This is a genomic window from Streptomyces sp. NBC_01210 (assembly GCF_036010325.1).
In the GTDB taxonomy this organism is placed as follows: Bacteria; Actinomycetota; Actinomycetes; order Streptomycetales; family Streptomycetaceae; genus Streptomyces.
On the sequence record NZ_CP108549.1, the window covers coordinates 6,226,645 to 6,245,768 of the forward strand.

21 protein-coding genes and 1 pseudogene are annotated in these 19,124 nt (G+C 69.3%); 10 read left to right on the forward strand and 12 right to left on the reverse strand.

The window, feature by feature from the left end; all coding sequences use genetic code 11:
* Window positions 1–40 precede the first annotated feature (40 nt).
* Window positions 41–1,009, reverse strand: a complete 969-nt coding sequence (locus OG735_RS28480; protein WP_327325988.1) for a diacylglycerol/lipid kinase family protein — start codon at window positions 1,007–1,009, stop codon at window positions 41–43.
* 70 nt (window positions 1,010–1,079) lie between these two features.
* On the opposite strand from OG735_RS28480, the gene OG735_RS28485 reads away from it, so the two are divergent.
* Complete coding sequence (locus tag OG735_RS28485) at window positions 1,080–1,496, forward strand: hypothetical protein (RefSeq protein ID WP_327325989.1); 417 nt, start codon at window positions 1,080–1,082, stop codon at window positions 1,494–1,496.
* 534 nt (window positions 1,497–2,030) lie between these two features.
* On the opposite strand, the gene OG735_RS28490 is transcribed toward OG735_RS28485, so the two are convergent.
* The 3 genes from OG735_RS28490 to OG735_RS28500 all read right to left on the reverse strand — a co-directional run bounded on the left by OG735_RS28490 (window position 2,031) and on the right by OG735_RS28500 (window position 3,894).
* Window positions 2,031–2,933, reverse strand: coding sequence for an RNA polymerase sigma factor SigF (locus OG735_RS28490; protein WP_327325990.1), 903 nt, complete (start codon window positions 2,931–2,933; stop codon window positions 2,031–2,033).
* Between the two features lie 44 nt (window positions 2,934–2,977).
* A complete protein-coding gene (locus OG735_RS28495; protein ID WP_254375657.1) occupies window positions 2,978–3,391 on the reverse strand; it encodes an anti-sigma regulatory factor in 414 nt (137 codons plus the stop codon).
* A gap of 242 nt (window positions 3,392–3,633) precedes the next feature.
* Window positions 3,634–3,894, reverse strand: coding sequence for a UBP-type zinc finger domain-containing protein (locus OG735_RS28500; RefSeq protein ID WP_327325991.1), 261 nt, complete (start codon window positions 3,892–3,894; stop codon window positions 3,634–3,636).
* A gap of 55 nt (window positions 3,895–3,949) precedes the next feature.
* Here OG735_RS28500 and OG735_RS28505 point away from each other — a divergent pair, with 55 nt between their 5' ends.
* Window positions 3,950–5,548, forward strand: coding sequence for a Na+/H+ antiporter (locus OG735_RS28505; protein ID WP_327325992.1), 1,599 nt, complete (start codon window positions 3,950–3,952; stop codon window positions 5,546–5,548).
* On the opposite strand, the gene OG735_RS28510 is transcribed toward OG735_RS28505, so the two are convergent.
* Together OG735_RS28510 and OG735_RS28515 are read right to left on the reverse strand one after the other, a co-directional pair.
* A complete protein-coding gene (locus tag OG735_RS28510) occupies window positions 5,527–6,537 on the reverse strand; it encodes a 1-aminocyclopropane-1-carboxylate deaminase/D-cysteine desulfhydrase (protein ID WP_327325993.1) in 1,011 nt (336 codons plus the stop codon). The genes OG735_RS28505 and OG735_RS28510 overlap by 22 nt on opposite strands.
* Complete coding sequence (locus tag OG735_RS28515) at window positions 6,534–7,124, reverse strand: XRE family transcriptional regulator (protein ID WP_327325994.1); 591 nt, start codon at window positions 7,122–7,124, stop codon at window positions 6,534–6,536. Before OG735_RS28515 ends, OG735_RS28510 begins: the two co-directional genes overlap by 4 nt.
* Before the next feature lie 496 nt (window positions 7,125–7,620).
* On the opposite strand from OG735_RS28515, the gene OG735_RS28520 reads away from it, so the two are divergent.
* Window positions 7,621–7,857, forward strand: a complete 237-nt coding sequence (locus OG735_RS28520) for a hypothetical protein (protein WP_327325995.1) — start codon at window positions 7,621–7,623, stop codon at window positions 7,855–7,857.
* Between the two features lie 457 nt (window positions 7,858–8,314).
* Here the strand turns inward: OG735_RS28520 and OG735_RS28525 are convergent, their stop codons facing one another.
* The 4 genes and pseudogenes from OG735_RS28525 to OG735_RS28540 all read right to left on the reverse strand — a co-directional run bounded on the left by OG735_RS28525 (window position 8,315) and on the right by OG735_RS28540 (window position 10,787).
* Window positions 8,315–8,914: a hypothetical protein gene (locus OG735_RS28525; protein ID WP_327325996.1), complete on the reverse strand. Its 600-nt coding sequence runs from the start codon at window positions 8,912–8,914 to the stop codon at window positions 8,315–8,317.
* A 266-nt stretch (window positions 8,915–9,180) separates the two neighbouring features.
* Window positions 9,181–9,957, reverse strand: coding sequence for a recombinase family protein (locus OG735_RS28530; protein ID WP_327325997.1), 777 nt, complete (start codon window positions 9,955–9,957; stop codon window positions 9,181–9,183).
* A gap of 76 nt (window positions 9,958–10,033) precedes the next feature.
* Window positions 10,034–10,186 (reverse strand): annotated as a pseudogene (locus tag OG735_RS28535) (1-aminocyclopropane-1-carboxylate deaminase); the annotation flags it as partial.
* Window positions 10,187–10,196: 10 nt separating this feature from the next.
* Window positions 10,197–10,787, reverse strand: a complete 591-nt coding sequence (locus OG735_RS28540; protein WP_327325998.1) for an N-acetylmuramoyl-L-alanine amidase — start codon at window positions 10,785–10,787, stop codon at window positions 10,197–10,199.
* Window positions 10,788–11,027: 240 nt separating this feature from the next.
* Here OG735_RS28540 and OG735_RS28545 point away from each other — a divergent pair, with 240 nt between their 5' ends.
* The 5 genes from OG735_RS28545 to OG735_RS28565 all read left to right on the forward strand — a co-directional run bounded on the left by OG735_RS28545 (window position 11,028) and on the right by OG735_RS28565 (window position 15,223).
* Window positions 11,028–12,452, forward strand: a complete 1,425-nt coding sequence (locus tag OG735_RS28545; RefSeq protein ID WP_327325999.1) for a family 2B encapsulin nanocompartment shell protein — start codon at window positions 11,028–11,030, stop codon at window positions 12,450–12,452.
* 86 nt (window positions 12,453–12,538) lie between these two features.
* Window positions 12,539–13,570: a family 2 encapsulin nanocompartment cargo protein polyprenyl transferase gene (locus OG735_RS28550; protein ID WP_327328491.1), complete on the forward strand. Its 1,032-nt coding sequence runs from the start codon at window positions 12,539–12,541 to the stop codon at window positions 13,568–13,570.
* A gap of 164 nt (window positions 13,571–13,734) precedes the next feature.
* Window positions 13,735–14,316: a dihydrofolate reductase family protein gene (locus tag OG735_RS28555; RefSeq protein WP_327328492.1), complete on the forward strand. Its 582-nt coding sequence runs from the start codon at window positions 13,735–13,737 to the stop codon at window positions 14,314–14,316.
* Window positions 14,317–14,360: 44 nt separating this feature from the next.
* Entirely contained in the window at window positions 14,361–14,681 is a 321-nt protein-coding gene (locus OG735_RS28560; protein WP_327326000.1) for a hypothetical protein, read from the forward strand.
* 101 nt (window positions 14,682–14,782) lie between these two features.
* A complete protein-coding gene (locus OG735_RS28565; protein ID WP_327326001.1) occupies window positions 14,783–15,223 on the forward strand; it encodes a DUF6304 family protein in 441 nt (146 codons plus the stop codon).
* Window positions 15,224–15,232: 9 nt separating this feature from the next.
* Here the strand turns inward: OG735_RS28565 and OG735_RS28570 are convergent, their stop codons facing one another.
* Together OG735_RS28570 and snpA are read right to left on the reverse strand one after the other, a co-directional pair.
* Window positions 15,233–15,709, reverse strand: coding sequence for a group II truncated hemoglobin (locus tag OG735_RS28570; RefSeq protein WP_327326002.1), 477 nt, complete (start codon window positions 15,707–15,709; stop codon window positions 15,233–15,235).
* A 138-nt stretch (window positions 15,710–15,847) separates the two neighbouring features.
* A complete protein-coding gene (snpA, locus tag OG735_RS28575; protein WP_327326003.1) occupies window positions 15,848–16,507 on the reverse strand; it encodes a snapalysin in 660 nt (219 codons plus the stop codon).
* 179 nt (window positions 16,508–16,686) lie between these two features.
* On the opposite strand from snpA, the gene OG735_RS28580 reads away from it, so the two are divergent.
* Both OG735_RS28580 and OG735_RS28585 read left to right on the forward strand, forming a co-directional pair.
* Window positions 16,687–17,649, forward strand: a complete 963-nt coding sequence (locus OG735_RS28580; protein ID WP_327326004.1) for a LysR family transcriptional regulator — start codon at window positions 16,687–16,689, stop codon at window positions 17,647–17,649.
* A gap of 272 nt (window positions 17,650–17,921) precedes the next feature.
* Complete coding sequence (locus tag OG735_RS28585) at window positions 17,922–19,124, forward strand: low temperature requirement protein A (RefSeq protein ID WP_327326005.1); 1,203 nt, start codon at window positions 17,922–17,924, stop codon at window positions 19,122–19,124.

The following is a 19,124-nucleotide window of genomic DNA, read 5'->3' on the forward strand; positions in this document are numbered from 1 at the left end:
AGCCCATACGTTCGAGATAAAGGACTTTCGGTCCTTCCGCTCACACAATCACACGCAGTGCACGGCGTACGCCTGTGAACGTCACGCTCGTACGGAGCCCCAGATGGTCACCGTCCATCTGGAACGGCAGCGGAACCTTTGAATTCAAGGTGAAGTCCGTCAGGTCATGGAGAGCGACGGCATGCTTGCCGCGCGGTCCGCGCTCGGGGGTCGAGGTGAGCAGCTGGGTGGCGTACCGGGCCACAGCGGGGGCCGACAGCTTGGACAGTGCGACGACGTCCAGGGCGGTGTCGAACGAGGCTGCCGGGGAGGCGTACACCGGGCGATTGCCCAGGTAGGTCCAGGGGGCGGTGTTGCAGACTATGGACAGCACGAGATCGGTGACCGGGTCCTTGCCGGGGCGGTCGAGGGTGATCGGGCCGTGCCGGCGGTGGGGCTCGTCCAGATACTGCCGTACCACTTGGCGCATATAGAGGGCGTGAGTGGAGCGCTTGCCGCGCTCCCGCTGCTGTTCGACCCGGCCGATGACGCTCGCGTCGAAACCGAGTCCGGCGCAGAAGGTGAACCAGCGGGGCGGGGCCGACTCGTCCTTCGTGCCCGGGGTGCCGGCCGCGCGACCGAGGCCGACCGTCCGCTCGGTCCGGTCGCGGAGCGCGTCGAGGATCGCGCCGGTCGCCTCCACGGCGTCGTTCGGGAGCCCGAGGGCCCGGGCGAAGACATTCGTCGAGCCGCCGGGGACGACGGCGAGGCGGGGGAGGCGGTCGGGGTCGGGGCCGTTGTGGAGCAGACCGTTGACGACCTCGTTCACGGTGCCGTCGCCGCCGAGGGCGACGACCAGCTCTGTGTCGTCGGAATCTGCGGCCTGGCGGCCGAGGTCGCGGGCGTGTCCCCGGTACTCCGTCGTGACGACTTCCAGCTTCATCTCGCTGGCGAGGGCGTGAATGAGTACGTCACGGGTGCGAGCACTGGTGGTGGTTGCTGCCGGATTGACCACAAGAAGTGCGCGCATGCGCAGCAGCGTACCCAGTGGTGGGTACCGGGCCCAGACCCGGGCTTCCTACGCGGGCTACCCTGCAGAGGTGAGCGATGATCAGACCCCCCGACCTGCCCGTCTGACCGCCGCGGCCGCGGTATCCGGTCTGGAGGGCCTGGCACTGGCCGCGGGCGGCGTCTACATGCTCGTGCTGGGGCTGCTCGGCCGGCCTGACAGTCCCTCGCAGGCGGAGATGGGCGGAGTGACACTTATCGCACTCGGCGCGATCCCGCTGATCGCGGCGAGGGGGCTTCTGCTGCGGCGCAGCTGGAGCCGGGGTCCGGCGATCATCACGCACCTGATGGCGCTGATCCCGTCGTGGACGCTGCTGCGTTCGTCGGCCGGGCTGATCCCGCTCGGCATCGTGCTGGCGCTGGTCGCTTTGACCGGCCTGGTGCTGCTGGTCAACCCGACGACGACAGAAGCGCTGGGCATCCGGGGCGGCGCGGCGCGGGACGCGTAGCGGTACGGGGTCTTTCCCACCCACCCGCCCTTGATGTTGTGAGGGGGCACGGTGCCCCGCGCCTCCGCGAGGCGGCGCCGGCGGGGGCGTTGGTTGTTGTCGGGGAGGGTCCAAGCACTGTGGGAATCGCCGGCTTCGCGGCGCGCGCCGGAGGTCCGACCGTCGGCGGTCCTGAGTCGGCCTGGGCCGGACCGGGCGGTGTGGGACGCCCGGCGGGTGCGGGATCTCTCCCGTCCGCCCGCCCTTGATGTTGTGAGGGGGACACGGTGCCCCGCGCCCCCGCGCCCCCGCGAGGCGGCGCCGGCGGGGGGTGCTGGTCCTTGTCGGGGACAGGTCCACGCCCGGTGGGAATCGCCGGCTTCGCGGCGCGCGCCGGAACTCCGATCGGGGGTGGTCCTGAGTCGGCCGGGGCCGGACCGGGCGTTTCGGGGCGGGAGCGCCGTGCTTCGCGGCGTGGATGCTCCGCCGCCGGGGCGTTGGGCCGGACCGGGCGCTTCGGCGCGCGCGCCCCGCGCCGGGCGGCCCCGGCCGTCCCTACTCCTCCACCAGCAGCTTCTCGCGCAGCTGGGCCAGGGTGCGGGCCAGCAGGCGGGAGACGTGCATCTGGGAGATGCCGACCTCCTGCGCGATCTGCGACTGCGTCATGTTGCCGAAGAACCTCAGCAGCAGGATCCGCTTCTCGCGCGGCGGCAGGTCCTCCAGCAGCGGCTTCAGCGACTCGCGGTATTCGACGCCCTCGAGGGCCTCGTCCTCCGCGCCCAGCGTGTCCGCCACCGCCGGGGACTCGTCGTCCGTGTCGGGGACGTCCAGGGACAGCGTGGAGTACGCGTTCGCGGACTCCAGGCCCTCCAGGACCTCCTCCTCCGAGATGCCCAGGCGTTCCGCCAGCTCGTGCACCGTCGGGGAGCGGCCGTGCTGCTGGGAGAGCTCCGCCGTCGCCGTGGTCAGGGCGAGCCGCAGCTCCTGCAGGCGGCGCGGTACCCGTACCGCCCAGCCCTTGTCGCGGAAGTGGCGCTTGATCTCGCCGACGACCGTGGGCGTCGCATACGTCGAGAACTCGACGCCCCGCTCCGGATCGAACCGGTCCACCGACTTGATCAGACCGATCGTCGCGACCTGCGTCAGATCGTCCAGCGGCTCGCCGCGATTACGGAAGCGGCGCGCCAGGTGCTCGACGAGCGGCAGGTGCATCCGCACCAGCTGGTTGCGCAGCTCCGCCCGCTCCGGCGAGCCGTCGGGCAGCTTGCGCAGCTCGATGAACATCGCCCGCGCACCGCTGCGGTCATGTGGATCGTGCTGCTTCTCGTGCACGTGCTCGCTCATACGGTCCGCCCGCTCTGCCTGCGCCTGCTCCGCCGCGGCCGTCTGGCCGTCAAGTCCGTCCTCCGGGTGCGGCCGCGCCTCCTGCTCCGGGATGTCAGTCGGCGCGCTCAGCATCCGGGGTCCGCGCTCCTCGTCCTGCACCGGACCGCCCCCGTCCCTCACGCCGGCCCGGGTCCCGCGCCGCGCTGTTTGTACAGGCTGATGGAGACCGTACGGTCGTCCGCGACCGTGGAGTCGACCTTGCCCGCCAGTGCCGACAGCACCGTCCAGGCAAAGGTGTCACGCTCCGGCGCGCGACCGTCGGTCGTCGGCGCCGAGACCGTGACCTCGAGCGAGTCGTCGACGAGCCGGAACACGCAGCTGAGAACGGAGCCGGGCACAGCCTGCTGCAGCAGAATCGCGCACGCCTCGTCAACCGCGATCCGCAGATCCTCGATCTCGTCGAGGGTGAAGTCCAAGCGCGCTGCGAGGCCGGCCGTGGCCGTACGCAGCACGGACAGGTAGGCACCCGCAGCGGGCAGCCGGACTTCCACGAAGTCCTGGGTCCCGGGCTCGCCTGCGATCTGGGACACCCTCACCTCCAAGGTGGCACAAGCTCTTTCGGGGCTAAGGGAGGGGAGATCCCGAAGCCGTCGCTACGCATTTGTACGTAGCCGGTACTGGCCCGGCGACGCTATCGCGATCCATGGTGCCCTGTCGCCGGGACCCCCAGTCGATGACTGTCACTCATGGTAAGCATATGAGTACACACAGTGGCTAGAGGTCTGCGGCGCCCAATTGCGAGGACCCAGCGGAGGGTTGACGTACCCACGCGTCAGACGATCGAACCGTCGACGAAGCACCAGCGCCAGACGGCTCCCGGCTCGAAGCTCCGCATCACCGCGTGCCCGCTCTCCTGGAAATGCGCTTCGGCGTGCTGGTGGGGCGAGGAGTTGCAGCAGCCCACGTGGCCGCAGACCAGGCAGAGCCGCAGCTGTACGGGGTGGCTGCCGTTCGCCAGACACCCCGGGCACGTCTCGCTCAGCGGAGCAGGTTCGGGGTGCGGCAGTTTTCGTACATGCGGGCACTCGCTCATGATTGCCAGACTACGACGCGGCCCTGGGGCGTCGTGCGGACATGAGGAGGCGAAAGTGGACGTACTGCCGCTGGTGGCACTGATCGCGGCCAGCGCCGCGATCGCCGGGGCGGCCCGCCGGACTCCGGTGCCGGCACCGCTGCTGCTGGTGACGGCGGGGCTGATCGCCGCGTACGTGCCGGGGGTGCCCGACTACACGCTCAACCCGAACATCGTGCTGCCGCTGGTGCTGCCGCCGCTGCTGTACAAGGCCGCGGTCGACAGTTCGTACCTCGACCTCCGGGCGAATCTGCGGCCCGTCGCGCTGCTCTCGGTCGGCTATGTCCTCTTTGCGACCGTCGCGGTCGGTTACCTCGCCTTTCTGCTGGTGCCGGACCTGCCACTGACCGCGGCGCTGGTGCTCGGCGCGGTGATCGCGCCGCCGGACGCGGTCGCCGCGACCGCGATCGCCCGCAGGCTGGGCCTGCCGAGCCGGATCACCACGATTCTGCAGGGCGAGTCCCTGGTGAACGACGCGACCGCGATCACCGCGTTCAGGGTGGCGCTGGCCGCGGCGGTCGGCGAGGGCGCGAGCTGGGCCGGCGGCATCGAGGAGTTCGTGCTGGCTTCGGTCGGCGGAGTCGTCGTCGGCCTGGTGCTGATGGTGCCGATCCACTGGCTGCGTACGCATCTCAAGGAAGCGCTGCTGCAGAACACGCTCTCGCTGCTCATCCCGTTCGTCGCGTACGCGGCGGCCGAGCAGGTCGGGGCGTCCGGAGTGCTCGCCGTGGTCGTCGTCGCGCTCTATCTCGGGCACCGCTACTGGCAGGTCGACTTCGCGACCCGGCTGCAGGAGGAGGCGGTCTGGAAGATGGTCGCGTTCATCCTCGAGTCCGCGGTCTTCGCGCTGATCGGACTGCAACTGCCGTACGTACTCAAGGGTCTCGGAGGGTACGGCGTCGGCGAATCGCTCTGGTACGCCTTCGGGGTCTTCGTCGCCGTGGTCGTGGTGCGGTTCGTCTGGGTCTTCCCGGCGACATTCCTGCCGCGCTGCCTGTCGAAACGGATCAGGGAGCGCGAGCCGGACACCAACTGGACCGCGCCGGTGGTGGTGGGCTGGGCCGGGATGCGAGGCGTCGTCTCGCTGGCGATCGCCTTCTCCATCCCGTTGACGACGGCGGACGGCGAGCCCTTCCCGGCGCGGAACCTGGTCCTCTTCCTGACCTTCACGACGGTGATCTCGACGCTGGTGGTGCAGGGGCTCACGCTGCCGGCGCTGATCCGGGCGCTGAAGCTGCCCGGCCGCGACCGGTACGCCGAGACGCTGGCCGAGGCACAGGCCCAGAGCGAGGCCTCGCAAGCGGCGGAGGTGCGGCTGAACGAGCTGCTGGAGGACGAGCGGAACGCCCTGCCGCCGCCGCTGGCCGACCGGCTGCGGACCGTGATGGAGCGGCGGCGGAACTCGGTCTGGGAGCGGCTCGGTACGGTGAACGAGGTGACCGGCGAGTCGGCGGACGACACCTACCGGCGGTTGGCGCGGGAGATGATCGACGCCGAGCGCGAGGTCTTCGTACAGCTGCGGGACCAGCGGCGGATCGATGACGAGATGATGCGTACGCTGCTGCGTCGGCTGGATCTGGAGGAGGCGGCGGCCTACCGCGAGGAATCGTCCTGACCGGTGATGACGGCGGCGACGGTGGTGCCGGGCGGGAAGGCGCCCTCGGCGGCGAGCGCGGTGAGGCCGTACAGCATCTTGGCGACGTAGACGCGCTCGACGGGCAGCCCGTGGCGGGCCTCGAAGTCCGCGGCGAAGGCGTCCAGCCCGGGGGTGGTACGGGCGTATCCACCGAAGTGGAAGCGCTCGTCGAGGGACCAGTTCCCGGCGGGGCCGCCGAACGCCTCCCGCTGGAGGGCGCGTATGGAGTCGCCGAGGAAGCCGCCCCTGAGGACGGGGAACCCGATGGCGCGCCCGCCCGGCCCGAGGCCGGCGGCGAGTCCGGCGAGGGTCCCACCGGTCCCGCAGGCAACGGCGATGACGTCCGCGACGTCGCGGAGCTCGTGGCCGAGGGCGGTGCAGCCCTGGGCGGCGAGGGCGTTGCTGCCGCCTTCCGGGACGACGTAGATGTCCCCGGCCCCGCCCCGTCCCGAACCGGCGGCCCCTCCTCCTGCGAAACGCTGCTCCATCGACTCCGCCGCAGCCGTCAGGATGCGCTCCCGCACCTCCGGGGCGTCCTTCCCGCGGTACGCCGCACGGTCCACGAAATGCAGGTGCATACCGTCCGCCGCGCACCGGGACAGCGAGGGGTTCAAGGGGCGCGAGGCCAGTTCGTCGCCGCGGACTATGCCGATCGTCGCGAAGCCCAGCAGCCGGCCTGCGGCCGCCGTAGCACGCAGGTGGTTGGAGTACGCGCCGCCGAACGTCAGGAGCGGCCGGCCGGCCGCCGCGTGCAGGTTCGGGGCGAGTTTGCGCCACTTGTTGCCCGGAGGGTACAGCTCCACTGGTCCAAGCGCATCGGTGTCCCAGTCCAGCGACGAGTGAATGAGATCGTCCCGCTTGAGAAGGAGCCGCACGCCTCGGCGGGCAAACCGCTCGTCCCGGACCTCCTGCAAGGGGGAGGGCGGTCGGGGAGCAAGCGCGGTGGCGAGATCTACGGGGTGGTTCACCCGTCCATTGTGGCTACTGGAACGGCACGGCTCCACAGCTCCTCGGCGTGCTCAGCGAACCGGTCGAACATCCCCCCGTCACCTTGGCGGCGCAGATGCAACAGCGGCGAGTCGTGGCCCACGAGCCTGGCCAGATGCGGCGTCACGAGGGCGTCGCGGTCGAATCGGAACACCGACAGGGACACATGGTTCACAGCGTCCTCAGCGCTGCTGTAGCGCGCCTCCAACCCAGGCAGGGTGCCCAATCGGTCCAGGTGCTCCATGGTGATCCGGATACGGGTGGAGACACTCAGGGCCACGTCCTCGATCGCCTCACGCTGCCTGGTGACGTCGCCGGTGGGGTCGCCCACCAGTACCCTCACCCGACACCCGGACTCGGACTTGCGGCGGATCGTCTCGCCGAACTGGGGGACCTGGGTCCAGAAGAAGTAGTTCGTGTACCCGGCGAGGAACAGTTCCTCGGTGGCGCCCTCGACAAGGTCAGCCCACACCGTGGATGGGCAGGCGGACCGATACGGGTACGAGTGGACGAGCTCGCGGTCATTGCCGGTCTTGATCCGGTCCTTCACTGCCTGGGGCCACAACATCTCTTCATCGACTCCCAACGCCCGGCAGGCGTCCTCACGGTTGCTTGCGTGCGGTACCAGTTCGGCGTCCGCCAACCACCGTTCCACGGTCTTGCTCGTGACCCCTACCCGGGCCGCAAGTTTCCGGGACGTGAGACCGGCATCCGCCATAGCTGATCGTAGGGCGACGTTCAAGACTTCCCCCTCAGACGTTTGGGCCGTTTCGACGGTACGCCTGGAACGGCCCAACTGTCCGCTGCACGGCGGCAGATACGTCCGGAATGGCGAGTCACGATCGGCGTATGAATCAGCAGCCGACGACGATGCAGGGACCCGTGCACCTGATGATGCCTGCCGATCCTCCCGAACCTGCCAAGGGCTGTGGGGTCTGCGCGGCTCTGGTGAAGCAACGCCAGGAAGCCCAATCCACGGGTGATGGGTCCGCTGCATCGGACTGCAATGTCGAGTTAGCCGCCCACCCCAAACACCGGAAGGCAAAGGGACAGAGGTGATGGACATGCAGACGTGGAGAGACGGTCGCACGACGGCCGATGACGCCACCAACGTACTCCGGGAGGCACTGGCCGCCCTCGGCGTCCCAGAGAGCACCTACAGGAGCATTCGCCCGATGGTCACTCACTCAGGGAAGCCGTACGTCCATCTGGGCATGATCCGCGCCGAGCACGTGGAGCACATGGCGGAAGCGATCCGCAGCGCGGTCGCCCGACGCGACCCGTCTTCGGCCGGTTCCTAGGCGAACCCAGGGCCAGGCGGGGAGCGGTCGAGCCGGGCCCGAATCGAATCGGTCTAACTTTTCTCTACTTCACTCAAGGGCGCGCCTTCGGCGCGCCGGGCGGCCGTGGCGCCTCCGGCCGAGCTGCGGCGTAAACGCCGGTCTCGGCCGGGCGCCCGCCGCCCGGCAACCCGATCACGCCCGAGCCGTGCGAACGTCCACCGTACGCATCGGCCCAACTCTCCTTCACTTGCTTCTACATGGCGCGCCGCTCGGTCCGGTCTCGTGTGGCTTGGGGCGGACGGCACCGCGAGGCTTTAGGCAGCCACCATGGGGCGAGCCTCGAAGATCCGGGGGCCCATCGGGCCAAACGCGGGCATGGCAGGTGCCAGCCCGATTCGCCGGAGCAGCGTAAGGCCCCCGGATCTCTCGCCCCACGGCAGCTCCCGCCCAAAGCCCCACGGCGCCGGCCGCGTGCCTACGCTGCGAGCTCCGTCGACTCCGGCAGGTATCGCACGACGCCGTCGATCCGACTCCGGTCGATCTTCAGCGGTTGCGGCTTCTCGCCCACCCAGTGGAAGCAGCACCGCATGAAGAGTTCGTACCAAGAGCTTTTGCTCCCCCGCCCACGCGAAGGCAGCAGCCGCACGGAGTGGAGTACCACCCGCAACAGCATTCGAGCCTGTTCCAGATCAGCAGCCTTCCAGGCGGCGTGAAGACGATCAGTGTCAAACAAGATCGTCACGTCCATGGCGCTGTTGATCTCCGCCATCTCGGAGGATGCCGACTCAAGCTGTGCGACCACGGCCGCCCTCATCCCCTCGAACCGCTGCTGGCCCTCCGCCCCCGGGAACCGGTTCTGCACGTAGAACGCGTCATCCAGCGCTGTGAGACGAGCCCGCGCATTGTCGATTGCCGACGCCAGCTCCGTGCAGCGCACATCCGACTCAGGGTCCATGTACGCCAGCCACCGGCGTGTGAGTTCCTGGAACACTGCGTGCGTTTCTTTGAACGACGCGACCCGCGACAGGAAGGCCGACTCAAGGACGCTGTCCGCGTCCTTCACCAGTACCGTCATGCCCTCACATGCCGACCGGCCAAGGTTCACGCGCCGGTAGCACCGGTATGCGGGGCCCGCCTTACACATGTTGCCGCCACAGCGACCGCACTTGAGCAGACCGGACAGGAGCGACTGAGCTTGTGGCTTGCCCCGCCGACCGGCCGCCATTGACGACGAGGTACGCGACCGCAGACCCGCCAGGATGCGCGCCCTTTCACCCACCGTGATCACGCCCTGCCCGACTCGGATCGTCTTGCCGTCCGGCCCGATGAACGGCTCATCACTCAGCCGCCAGCGTTCCCGTCCGCCTCGGTCCGTGTAGCGCTCATGAACGGCATGACGCCAGCCCACGCCGGTGAGTGAGCAAGTTGTGTGATCGTTGATGACCGCCACAGACCGCCCCGCCGAGTCCTCAACCCCTCCGCGTTCAGCTCATCCGCAATGGCGCCCGCTGCCTTGTTCGCCAGCAGCCCGTCAGCGATCCGGCGAGCCGTCTCGTACTCCTTGGGGTGGTGGTGCGTGGGCTTCTTGCCGCCCTTCTTCCCCTTGAGTACGCGCAGGCCATACGGCGGTTGACCACCAGGCCACGCACCCGTGATCTTCTTCTCCGCCTTCGTTGATCGCGTCCGCATGGACGTGTTGAAGGACTCGGCACGGGCCTGCTCAGCCAGCCAGGCGAACAACCCTCGATGCTGCGGAATGCTGCTGTCCAGTCCATCCATGTGCGCGACCAGGCGCGCGCCCTTGGCATCGAACTGATCAAGCACCAAGCCGACCTGCCCCATGCCCCTGCGACTCAGCCGGTCGAGCTTCCAGACCAGGAGGTGGCCCACATTTCCGGCCAGCACGGCCGCTATCGCGTTGTCGAAGTCCTCGCGCTTGATGCCCGCCTTGAATGCGGACAGCTCTTCCTTCCAGACCTTGCGGACCGTCAGGCCCTCGCGTGCTGCTCGCTCCCGTAGATCACGTTCGTGCGCGATAAGTGTCGTCTTGTCGTCCTGCAACGTGCTGCGACGTAAGAACAGATCACACAGCTTGGCAGGATCTGCCGCTCTGCCCATGAGTCCACCTTTGGTCAAGGTGTGACGGGCTGTCCATGGAGTTTCGCCCTAGGCCAACCCGACTAACACCAGTCGGCTTCTTCTCGGGGAGGTCCGGGTGGATCAGGTCCTCGCGCTTGAGCAGCAGACGTACGCCGTGGCGGGCGAAGCGCTCGTCCTCGACCTGCTCCACCGGCGACGGCAGCCGCGGCCGCAGCGCGGCGGTGAGGTCGAACGCTTCCCAGGTCACCTGCCCATTGTCACTTCAGACGCTCGTCGATGCGTGCGCGCATCGAGTTCATCGTGAAGCCCCGCGGGTCGACCTTCCCCGGCTGCCATTCCAGGTGGCCGATCACCGACCGCGCGGTCCAGCCGTGGTGCCGGCAGATCGCCGCCGCGGCCTTCTCGATCGCCTCCAGCTGGACCGCCGGCCATGGATCCTCGCCGTCGCCGAGGTTCTCGCACTCGAAGCCGTAAAAATGGCGGTTTCCATCGGTGTTCGCCTCGTTGTCCGGCGGGAGGGCCTTCTCCGCGATGACCGCGCGCAGCACGTCGTCGTCGCCCAGACCCGCGTGGTTGGCGCGCCCGTAGCCGACGAGATGGACTCTGCCGTCCTTGGTGATGACGCCGTGACAGAGCGGACCCGGCAGGCTCGCGTAACCGTCCCGGCAGATACGGACGGTGCTCGCGGAACCCTTGGTGACGGTGTGATGGATCATCACGCCGTGGACCGGGCCCCAGGGGCCCTTGTGGTTGCGGTTGTGCGTACGCCATTCGCCGACTTCGACGACCGTCAGCCCCTCGTCGCGCAGGGCGTCGAGGAAGCTGTTCGCGGACATGGGTGGTGACATGGCCGTCTCCTTGTGGGGGTGAGGGGATCGGAGCGGAATGTTCCGGGCGGAATGCTCCGTATCGTGCTTGTACCCGAACTCCGGTGGAAGGACCATCTGTTCACGCGGTGAGCGAGCCGATCCGGACAGTGCCCCGGGCCCACCCGATCCAGTCCCACTCATTTGTGTAATGGCGCCGGAACTCGCTGTGCTGGAAGGCTTCCCTTCGCAGGTCAGACCCCATGATCGAGAGGGAGTCCTATGTCGGTTGGTTCGGTTGGTCCGGTCGGCGACGAGATCCGCGGGCAGCAGACGGCGCAGCAGCAGAGTCTCGGTACGGCAGCCGCGCGGAACCTTGCGACCACCACCAAATCGGCCCCGCAGATGCAGGAGATCACCTCACGGTGGCTGCTGCGCATGCTGCCGTGGGTGCAAGTACAGGGCGGTACCTACCGGGTGAACCGCCGCCTGAGCTACTCGGTCGGCGACGGACGCGTGACGTTCGTGCAGACCGGCGACCGGGTGGCGGTCATCCCCGCCGAGCTCGGCGAACTGCCCGCACTGCGGGAGTTCGGCGACGAAGCGGTGCTCGCCGAGCTGGCGAACCGCTGTGAGCAACGGGAGTTCGCGCCCGGCGAGGTGCTGGCCGCATCCGGCTCGGAAGCGGGCCGTGTCTTCCTCCTGGCGCACGGCCGGGTGGAGCAGCTCGGCACCGGCCCGTACGGCGACGAGGCGGTGCTCGGCGTCCTCGCCGACGGTGCGTACTTCGGCGACCGGACGCTCACGGACCGGGAAGCCGTCTGGGAGTACACCGCACGCGCGGCGACCGCATGCACTGTGCTCGTCCTGACCAGGGATGATGTGCTGAACCTCGCGGAGCGTGAGGAGTCGCTGCGTACGCATCTGGCCGGGCTCGCCGAACTGCCGCAGCAGCGGACCAACAAGTACGGCGAGGCGGAGATCGATCTGTCCGCCGGCCATGTCGGCGAAGCCGTCGTACCGCACACCTTCGTCGACTACGAAGCGGCGCCGCGCGAGTACGAACTCAGCGTTGCCCAGACCGTTCTGAAGGTCCACAGCCGCGTCGCCGACCTCTACAACCAGCCGATGAACCAGACCGAGCAGCAGCTGCGGCTCACGGTCGAGGCGCTGCGGGAGCGCCAGGAGCACGAGCTCGTCAACAACCGGGAGTTCGGCCTGCTGAACAACTGCGACTACGGTCAGCGGCTGCAACCGCACGACGGAGTGCCGAGCCCCGACGACATGGACGAACTGCTGTCGCGGCGGCGCGGGTCGAAGCTGTTCCTCGCCCACCCGCGGGCCGTCGCCGCCTTCGGGCGAGAGTGCAACAAGCGCGGGCTGGTCCCCGAGACTGTGGAGGTCGCCGGGCATCATGTGCCGGCTTGGCGCGGCGTGCCGATCTTCCCGTGCAACAAGATCCCGGTGAGCGACGCCCGTACGACGTCGATCATCTGTATGCGTACGGGCGAGGCCGATCAGGGCGTCATCGGACTGCAGCAGAGCGGCATCCCGGACGAGATCGAGCCGAGCCTGTCCGCGCGCTTCATGGGCATCGACGAGCAGGCGATCATCTCCTACCTGGTCACGGCCTACTACTCGGCGGCGGTGCTCGTGCCGGACGCGCTCGGCGTTCTGGAGAACGTCGAGGTCAGCCGCTGGAGGTGAACCGACGCGGCCGGGGGCACGGTGCCACGAGGCGCCCCCGGCCCGACTGCTCGGCCCAACACCTCGAAAGGACGACTGAGTTGACCATGCAGGACACCGTCGAGGGCAGTGAGGCCGTCGCGCTTCTCGGACGCACCAGAAGCACCGTCGATCCGCAACTGCGCGCGACAGTCGAGTCGTTGCCGGCATCCATACGCCCCGTCGCGATGTACCACTTCGGCTGGGAGCACGCCGACGGCACGCCGGCCGCGGGAGCGGCGGGCAAAGCCATCAGGCCCGCGCTCGTACTGGCCGCCGCCCGGGCGCTGGGCGGAGACCCGCAGCCGGCCGTACGGGCGGCTGCCGCCGTGGAGCTGGCGCACAATTTCACCCTCCTCCACGACGACGTCATCGACGAGGACACCACCCGCAGGCACCGCCCCACCGCCTGGACGGTCTTCGGTACCCCGGCCGCCATCATCGCGGGCGACGCGCTGCTCGCCCTCGCGCTGCAGCTGCTCGCCGAGGACCGGCACCCCGCGTCGGCCGCCGCGTCGAAGCGGCTCGCGGCCTGTGTCGTCGAGCTGTGCGCCGGACAGCAGGCGGACTGCGCCTTCGAGGAGTGTGCGCCGCACGAGGTCTCCCTGGAGGAGTGCCTCGGCATGGCGACGGCCAAGACCGGGGCGCTGCTCGGCTGTGCGTGCGCGCTCGGCGCGCTGTACGCGGGCGCGGGTGAGGAGGAGGTGGCTGCCATGGACGCTTTCGGGCGGGAGGCGGGGCTCGCCTTCCAGCTCATCGACGATCTGGTCGGGATCTGGGGAGACCCCGACCAGACGGGCAAACCGGCAGGCGCCGATCTGGCAGCCCACAAGAAGACGCTGCCGGTGGTCGCGGCGCTGGCATCGGGCACCCCGGCGGGCGCCGAGCTGGCGCAGCTCTACCGCGGGCCCATGGACGCCTCGGCAGTCCGCCGCGCCGCCGAGGCGGTCGACCGTGCGGGCGGCCGTGACTGGGCGCAGCTGCAGGCGGCCGACCGGATGGCGGGTGCCGTCCATGAGCTCTCGCGCGCGGTGCCGGACCTGTCGGCGGCGGGCGATCTGCTGTCCCTGGCCGAATTCGTCACTCGCCGCACACGCTGAGGCCCATGTGGCGCGAGCCGAACCGGAGTTGAGGCATCCGTTTCCCTCCCCCGGAAATGCCTTGCGCTACCACTACAAGTGGAGCACTATGGGTGGAGTGGTCACGGCGGGAAACCCCACGCCTTGCGGCCACTCCCCATCACTCCATGACAAAGAGGACCGGCTTGCGCAAGCTCAGCTACTTCATCGCCGCGTCGATCGACGGCTTCATCGGAGCCCCGGACGGCAAGGCGGACTTCTTCACACAGTTCGTGACCGGGGACTTCCTCGAGTACCTCAGGACGGAATGCCCGGACACCCTGCCGACCATGGGGCGCCAGGCGCTCGGTGTGGACGACGCGCCGAACAGCGAGTTCGACGTGATCATCCAGGGTCGGGCCAGCTATGACCTCGCCCTGGACATCAAGGTCACCAGCCCGTACGCACATCTGCGGGAGTACGTGGCGTCCCGGAGCATCAAGGAGTCGCCCGACCCGCATGTGGAGATCGTCTCCGGCGATGTGGTGGCCAAGATCCGGGAGCTCAAGCAGGAGGACGGGCTCGGCATCTACCTGTGCGGCGGTGCGAACCTGGCGGGACAACTGATGGGCGAGGTCGACGAGCTCGTCATCAAGACCTACCCGGTGATCCTTGGCGCGGGCATGCCCATGTTCGCCGCAGAGTTCGGCATCGGTGAGTTCGCGCTCGACTCCGTGCGCACCTTCGACAATGGCGTGATCGTCAGGAAGTACCGCAGGGAGCTGTGACCGCAGGGCTGTCCGGTCTGCCCATACCGCCATATCCTGGAGGTATGGGCAGCGAAGGGCGCCGGATCGTCCGCCGCCCGCAGGCCGAGGAGAAGGTGTGCCCCGCCTGCGGACAGCCTGTCGGCACGGCCATCAGACGACACAAGACGCTAGGGACTTTCGTCCCCGTGTGGGGCCCTGGCCCCTGCCGTAATCCGGAATGCCCCGAGCACGCCGAGGAAGTGGTCGAGAAGCCGTACAGGTGGCCGAACAGGAAGGCGGCCCACCGGTCGGCCGAGAAGCCGGCCAAGAAGCCGGTGGAGTACTCGGCCGAGAAGGCGAACGAGAACGTGGCCGGGAAGCCGGTCGACCGACCGGGTGACTGAGGTCGACGCGGGGCCCGGCAAGGAGCCCGGCGCAGGGGTCGGGACCACCTGAGGCATCCCTGCTGTTCGGCGGAAGGAGTCGTACCGCTACAGTCCGCGCCATGTCATCGGAGTCGACGGAAGTCTGGGCGGGCTGGTACCGCGACCGGCTGGGCGCGGAAGCGGTCACGATAGCGGCGCACGGGCAGCAACTGCGCACGCACATCAGGGGAATCGAGTACGAAGGGGCGACTTTCGCCACCCTCGAGCCGGTGGGCCTGAGCGGCGTGCTGTCCTCCTGCGTACTGGAGTGGGACATGCCCTTGCCCGTCCACTCGGACGGCTCGGTCCAACGGGCCACGCTCAGCTGCCTGTTGACGCTGGGCGAGGCACAGCCGGACGGGCAGCTCGACCGCGCCGACCTCAATCTGACCCTGCACTACGGCGGAGCCGCGTACGAATCCGGCGTCGCCGGTGGTGACTTCGACGACGCCCTCAGCCGTATCCGAGGCCAGCTGCCGCCCGGTGCGGAGCTCGGGCAATCGGCGCCGGTGGGTACCTGACGGAGGCCCTCAGCGCACTCCGTTCCAGCCCCAGCGCGGCGTCGGGCCCGGATCGCCGAGATCCGTGCCCACCGCGTCGGCCGAGACCCCACGGGCGATCTTCGTACCCCAGTCGAAGTACTCCACCACCCGGCGGCGCAGCAGCTCGTCGTCCGGGAGCTCCTTCGCCACCGCGTCCGTCATCAGCTCCATCCAGCGCAGCCGCTGCTCCTCGGTGATCGAGAGCCCGAGGTGGGCGCGGAGCAGGGCCTGGTGGCCGCCGAGCTCGGCGGTGAAGCGGGCAGGTCCGTCGAAGACCTCGGCCAGCCACACGGCGACATGCTCGATGTGGGTGGGGGTGAAGTCGGCGAAGACGGGGGCGAGCAGCGGGTCGGTGAGGACGGCGTCGTAGAAGGTGTTGCTCAGCCGCCGCAGCGCGTCCGCGCCGCCCACGGCCTCGTACAGCGTCGCGGGACGCTCGTCCGGCCTGTCCGTCTCTTCGGTCACGGGTCCTCCTGGCTCCGGCGTGTGGGTCCCAGGATTCACGGCCCTGTCCGCAGGCCCAAGCGTTTCCGACTACTTCCGCCGAGAGCAGAAGGCGCCCCGCCGTGGGCCGGCGGGGCGCCTCTCGTGCTCAGGGACCGGTCAGGAGACGCGGGCGATCGCCGCCGCCAGGCCGTTGGCCCACAGGGCGTCCACCCGGGCACGCTCCTGCGCATCCGGGTTGGCGTTCTGGCACGACGTGCCGGGGCCGCTGCCCGACATCAGCTCGCTGCACGGGCCCGAGTAGTGGTCCGGCAGGCCGAGCACGTGCCCGGTCTCATGGGCGGTGACCCGGGTGGAGTTGTACTGCTGGTTCTGCGCGTAGTCGAGGAAGATGTAGCCGCGGCCGTGCCCGTCGGTGCTGGCGTACGAGCCGCGGGAGTCATTGCCCTCGCGGTAGGAGAAGTCCGCACCCGAACCTTCCTGCAGTTTCACATTGCTGACGGAGCTGTTCCAGATCTGGGTGCTCTGGGATATCTGGCTGCGGAAGCTGGGTGCGCTGCTGGTGCTGTAGACGACCGTCACGGCCTGCGCGCCGGGGTTCGCGGCGCGCTTCTCGGCGACCGACTTCACGACGGCGTCGAAGAAGGCCTTCGTCGCCTTCGCATTCGCCGACGAGCCGGCGTAGGCGGAGTACGACGAAGATGCGGCGGCCGTAGGGGAGTTGGCCGTCGTCGTGGCTGCGGTCGCGGGCACCGCGCTCAGCGCGGCGGCGAGGCCGATGCCGAGGGCGGCGGAGAGTACGGTTCTGGAGTGACGCATGTGGGGGGCTCCTGCTCATCCGATGAACGGGTTTGCTTGGGGAGAGTGTTGAGGAGCCTGATGCGTTCCGGATGATGCCAACTGTCGATAGCACGAACGCATCACCCTGTCCAGTTCGGCCCCGTGTGCCCCAACTCGTGTGTCTGGTGTGACAGTTGAGGCAGCTCTACGCTCGGGTCATGGAGCTCGAGGTGAGGCACCTCCGTGCGCTGTGCGCCATAGCGGACAGCGGCAGCCTGCACAAAGCCGCCCGACAACTGGGCATGAGCCAGCCGTCCTTGACAACGCAGCTGCGGCGTATCGAGAACTCCCTCGGCGCGGAGCTTTTCTCGCGTGAACGCACCGGCTGCCGGCCAACCCCGCTGGGCCGCTCCGTACTGAGCCGGGCCCGCCCGCTGGTGGCCGAAATGGCCGCCCTCGTCGTGGAGGCCAAGGCGGCCGCGGCGCGGGCCGGCGGCTCCCAGTTGCGCGTCGGCTTCACCGCCAGCCGCGCGCTGGCAGGCTGGCTGCGCCGGCTGCGCGAGCGGCTGTCCGGAACCGAGATCTCGCTGCATATGGATGTCTCCGCCAACGCGCTGCTGCGGATGGTCGCCGCGGGTCAGCTCGATGTCGCCTTCGTGCACGAGGTGGAGGGCTGTCCGCTCCTGGTGCCCGACGGACTCGCCGTCCGCGTACTGGTGGAGCGCGAGCCGCAGTTCATCTCGATGGCCCGCGACCATCCGGCGGCCGCCGCAGCCGTCGTGGAGCTGACCGATCTGGCCGGGGACCGCTGGATGGTCGACCCGACGGTGGACGGCGAATGGGACGGGCTGCGCCGAGTGCTCGGCGCCGCGGGCCTCAACCCACCTGTCCTGCATGGGGATTACCTCACCGCCGCGTCCCTGATCGCGGTCGGCGAGGCGGTCGCGCCGTGCCAGCCGACCTCGGGACCGCGCGAGGACATGGCGATCCGTCCGCTGCGTGGCGACCCGCTCGCCGTGCGGCTGCTGCTGTTCTCCAGACGCGGAGCGTGCGTGGAGCTGTACGCGGCGGTGTACGAGGAGCTCGAGGCGGCGTACCGGGAGGCGGCCCTGCGCGCGGCCGCGTACCGGCAGTGGCTGCTGCGGCACAAGAGCCCGTTACTGCACGCGCCCGCGGCCTGAGGGCGGTGCGGCGGTCACTCCAGTGGCGTAGAACGGGCGTAGCGCCCCGCCAACTCCCGGGGATGAGTCAGCAGTTCAGGGGGCCGGTGACATCGAAGTCGTGGCCCAGCATGCCCAGGCACACGTCCCGGGCCGATGCGCGACGGCGACGGAGGGGCGGCTCGGCGGACTGACGGCGCCTCGATTTGTCACGTCGCCGACGGTGCCGCCGTGGGTATCCTTCCGCGCGTGGCCGACCGGACCGAGTGGTGGGTTCCAGAGGGGGAGAGGCCATGGCGACAGGTAGAGAGCGTTCCCGGATGATTGCCACCGAGGGCAGTCACCGGGTGACGCCGGCCGAGCTGTTCTTCGACTTGGTGTTCGTCTACGCGATCACTCAGGTCACCGCCCTGATGGCGGCCGACCCGAGCCTGCTTCGGATGCTCGGCGCGGCCGTGGTGCTGGCACTGCTGTGGTGGTGCTGGTGTTGTTTCGCCTGGCTGGGCAATGTGGTGCGAGCCGACACCGGGGGGATGTTCGCCGTGCTGGTCGCGGTGATGGCGGTGGTGCTCGTCGTGTCACTGGCCGTCCCGGAGGTCTACACCGACGCGCCCGGCGGCCTGTCAGCACCGCTGGTGTTCGTGCTCTGCTACGGCGCCGTCCGGATCCTGCACCTGGTCTCCTACTGGATCTCCAGCCCCGGTGACGAGGCGCTCCATGTGACGCTGCGCCGGACGGCGCTGCTGTCGGTGGCGCCGCCGTTCGTACTGCTGCTGATCGGCAGCGTGTTCACCGGCGTCACGCAGGTGCTGTTGTGGCTCGGCGCGGTCGTGATCGACTACTTCGGGGTCTATGTCACGGGGGCCTCGGGCTGGCGTGTCACCTCGCCGGGGCACTTCGCCGAGCGGCACGGCCTGATCGTGATCATCGCCTTGGGCGAGTCCATCGTGGCGATCGGGGTGGGGGTTTCCGGACTTCCCCTCACCATGCCGGTGCTGGCAGCTGCCGCCGCGGGCCTGTTGGTCGTCGCCGGGCTGTGGCGCGTGTACTTCCGGCAGATCAGCGAACCGGCCGAACACCGGCTGACCACTCTGGACGGTGATGCCCGCACCCGGCTGGCCCGCGACGCCTACACGTTCCTGCACCTGCCGCTCGTCGCGGGAGTCGTACTCACCGCCCTGGGCATAAAGACGGTGCTCCACCAGGTCGCCGACACCGAGCACTACGACCTGTCCGAACCGCTGCACGGGGTGGTGGCCTGGGCGCTCGCCGGAGGCGTGGGTCTCTTCCTGCTGGCGGCAGCTGCGATCCTGCTGCGCACCGGCGGCCGGAGGTCTGTGATCCTCGTCGCCGGAGGGCTCGGCTGCCTGTGCGCGGGAGCGGTCGTCGTCCTGATGCCGGCACTGGTCGCGCTGGGGCTGCTGGCCGTGGCGGTGACGGGCATGGTGGTCCTGCGCAGCCGGAAGGACCGGGCCGCAGAGACGGGCGGGGCGTGA

What these genes read in the sequence shown, in the direction of transcription:
- OG735_RS28480 (WP_327325988.1), bottom strand. Translation starts at nt 1,009, where the DNA reads ATGCGCGCACTTCTTGTGGTCAATCCGGCAGCAACCACCACCAGTGCT.
- OG735_RS28490 (WP_327325990.1), bottom strand. Translation starts at nt 2,933, where the DNA reads ATGCTGAGCGCGCCGACTGACATCCCGGAGCAGGAGGCGCGGCCGCAC.
- OG735_RS28500 (WP_327325991.1), bottom strand. Translation starts at nt 3,894, where the DNA reads ATGAGCGAGTGCCCGCATGTACGAAAACTGCCGCACCCCGAACCTGCT.
- OG735_RS28515 (WP_327325994.1), bottom strand. Translation starts at nt 7,124, where the DNA reads ATGTTGTGGCCCCAGGCAGTGAAGGACCGGATCAAGACCGGCAATGAC.
- OG735_RS28520 (WP_327325995.1), top strand. Translation starts at nt 7,621, where the DNA reads ATGCAGACGTGGAGAGACGGTCGCACGACGGCCGATGACGCCACCAAC.
- OG735_RS28525 (WP_327325996.1), bottom strand. Translation starts at nt 8,914, where the DNA reads ATGACGGTACTGGTGAAGGACGCGGACAGCGTCCTTGAGTCGGCCTTC.
- OG735_RS28530 (WP_327325997.1), bottom strand. Translation starts at nt 9,957, where the DNA reads ATGGGCAGAGCGGCAGATCCTGCCAAGCTGTGTGATCTGTTCTTACGT.
- OG735_RS28540 (WP_327325998.1), bottom strand. Translation starts at nt 10,787, where the DNA reads ATGTCACCACCCATGTCCGCGAACAGCTTCCTCGACGCCCTGCGCGAC.
- OG735_RS28545 (WP_327325999.1), top strand. Translation starts at nt 11,028, where the DNA reads ATGTCGGTTGGTTCGGTTGGTCCGGTCGGCGACGAGATCCGCGGGCAG.
- OG735_RS28550 (WP_327328491.1), top strand. Translation starts at nt 12,539, where the DNA reads ATGCAGGACACCGTCGAGGGCAGTGAGGCCGTCGCGCTTCTCGGACGC.
- OG735_RS28560 (WP_327326000.1), top strand. Translation starts at nt 14,361, where the DNA reads ATGGGCAGCGAAGGGCGCCGGATCGTCCGCCGCCCGCAGGCCGAGGAG.
- OG735_RS28565 (WP_327326001.1), top strand. Translation starts at nt 14,783, where the DNA reads ATGTCATCGGAGTCGACGGAAGTCTGGGCGGGCTGGTACCGCGACCGG.
- snpA (WP_327326003.1), bottom strand. Translation starts at nt 16,507, where the DNA reads ATGCGTCACTCCAGAACCGTACTCTCCGCCGCCCTCGGCATCGGCCTC.
- OG735_RS28580 (WP_327326004.1), top strand. Translation starts at nt 16,687, where the DNA reads ATGGAGCTCGAGGTGAGGCACCTCCGTGCGCTGTGCGCCATAGCGGAC.
- OG735_RS28585 (WP_327326005.1), top strand. Translation starts at nt 17,922, where the DNA reads ATGGCGACAGGTAGAGAGCGTTCCCGGATGATTGCCACCGAGGGCAGT.